Here is a 2720-nt window from a genome sequence, read left to right as displayed (position 1 = left end):
GTGCGAAATGTTCCTGACTCAATGAAATGTGGCCACACAATTTCAGTAAAGGTCAGGCAGTTTTAAGTTCTTAAAACTGAAGGGTTATGTTGAAGAATCGAATGAAGAGGTAACGCTCTGAAAGGTTCTCCCTGCGTCGAGTAGCACGTAGTTGAGTAAGAAGTTATGTGTTATAAGCTCGGCTAATAGGCGCGAGAATTTACCGTAACAGTTTGGCTGACGAAAACCTACCTGATGGGGTGGTGTAAATCATGGTGCTTGGGTTGAACAGATATGGTGAGAATGCAATGTAAAATACAATAACATAATGTATTGCTGACAAACTTCTGGAGGTACGGGTCTAGACGCGCGTTATATAGAAATGTATTTACTACTATATGTAGGGTTAGCTGTGGATGAGTAAGAATCCGGAATATGAAAGTCCATCTTGTGTTACAGGCACATGCAGTGCTAACAGGCTCATAGGAAGCACCTAAGTTTGTTCCATAATAGACATAATTCAACGTTGTAAGCTGATAACGTGGAGGGCTTACTCTCGGTAAAGCGTTGAAAAGGAAAATAATCGTGAAAATAGCGACTGTATAACTTTTCTTCATATCAGTGAAAGTGGTGGCACAGTACCATTGAAACGTGTAATGAACGTGGAGGGATAGCCACTAGACTAATAAAAGATTCATTCAACCATGCAAGACAGTTCTTAAACGATTAATAAGGTTCTTGTGAGACTAACAGAGGTTCAGCTCCGAAAGGGAGCCACCGACTTGTTAAAACGAAAGAAACTGAGGCACAATGAGTATTATGACATGCAATCTCATTTTGATTCTTTATACGCTCAGAGTGCCAATGGTCAAAATTTTTATGGATTACTCGATTTAATGCAATCCGATGAGAATATTCGGTTAGCTTATCGCAATATTAAACGAAATACCGGCAGTAGAACGGCTGGATTTGATGGATTAACGATAAAAGATATAAAGCGACTATCTGTATCAGAGGTCATATCAACGATACAGCGAATGTTTGAACATTACAAACCAAAAGCTGTTCGGCGAGTTTTCATTCCTAAGGCAAATGGTAAAAAGCGTCCTCTAGGGATTCCGACTATTTGGGATAGATTGTTTCAACAGTGTATTCATCAAGTGCTTGAACCAGTTTGTGAAGCGAGGTTCCATAAACATAGCTATGGTTTTAGACCAAACCGCAATACGCATCATGCGAAGGCTAGGATGGAAACACTCGTCAATCGAGCGTACCTGCACCATTGTGTAGATGTTGACATAAAAGGATTCTTTGACAATGTGGACCATGCAAAATTAATAAAACAAATGTGGTCACTTGGTATTCGTGATAAAGCACTGCTTTCCATTATTTCACGTCTTTTAAAAGCTGAAATTATTGGGGAAGGAATCCCAACGAAAGGTACACCCCAGGGCGGTATCTTATCTCCATTGTTATCTAACATCGTACTAAACGAGCTTGATTGGTGGGTTAGTCATCAATGGGAAAGCTTTGAGACGCATAAGCCATATAAATCATATGCTGGCAGATATAATGCACTGAAACAATCGAATCTAAAACATTGCTATATCGTAAGATATGCAGATGACTTTAAAATCCTTTGTAAAACTCGTTCACAAGCGATTAAAATGCATTATGCAGTGAAAGATTTTCTTCAAACAAGGCTTCACCTTGAAATCAGTGAAGAAAAATCGAAAGTGGTTAACTTAAAGAAAAACTCATCAGAGTTTTTAGGTTTCCGTCTTAAAGCACATAGGAAACGGACGAGAAGCAGGACTCTTTATGTTGCACGCTCACACATGACAAAGAAAGCACTCAAAAATGCACAGATAAAGCTCAAACAGGCAATAAAAGTGATACAGAAACACCATTCATCCGAAAATGTTTGGCGATTCAATATGGCTGTAATGGGAATACAAAATTATTATTCCGCAGCATCTCGCATCACAATAGACTTAAATGAGCTGGGCAATCGTCTTAATAAAGCGTTATATAATCGTTTAAAAGAAATGAGAAAAGAAGCAACGTTTAGGGACTTCACGAAATCTTTACAGAAACGGTATAAGGGATATGAATGCAAACTCTATAAAATAAAGGGAATGGTACTTGTTCCAATTCATGCCCAACGTTGTAAGGTAAATCTAAATTTCTCTCAATCAATCTGTAACTATACTACCAAAGGTAGAGAAAAAGTTCACCGAAACTTACGAGCGATTAATAAACAGTTACTTGCTTATGTGATGAAACAATATATACCAAGTCGTTCCATCGAATACAATGATAATCGGATTAGCCGGTTCATTGCGCAATACGGGAAATGTGCCATTACAGGAATTGAGTTAGGAATGGATGATTGGCACTGCCATCACAAAACACCGTTTCATCTCACACAAGATGATTCATATGGGAACTTAATGATACTGCACCAATCTGTTCACCGGCTCATTCACATGAGACATCAAGAGAAAATACAAGTGGCTTTAAAAGCACTAAAATTAAGTGAAAAGCAACTCAAGAAGGTCAATGAATTGCGTGAGCAATGTCTAAACGAAGCAATCTGATTCTACATTTCATCTTGCACATACATAAAAATATTGAATGAATTGGATTAGTTGGAACGCCGTATGCGGTGAAAGCCGCACGTGCGGTGTGAGGTGGGGGGAAAGCTGGCGATAACTTCAAAGGCTTACCTATCACTATAA

General features: G+C 38.7%; 1 protein-coding gene. It reads left to right on the top strand.

The features are described from left to right. Nucleotides 1-761: 761 nt before the first annotated feature. A complete protein-coding gene (ltrA, locus tag ACW2QC_RS20095; RefSeq protein WP_457545703.1) occupies nt 762-2579 on the top strand; it encodes a group II intron reverse transcriptase/maturase in 1818 nt (605 codons plus the stop codon). Nucleotides 2580-2720 lie beyond the last annotated feature (141 nt).

The organism is Virgibacillus sp. FSP13, assembly GCF_054048505.1.
Note: the sequence above shows the minus strand (reverse complement) of the source record. Positions and strands in the feature narration are given on the sequence as shown.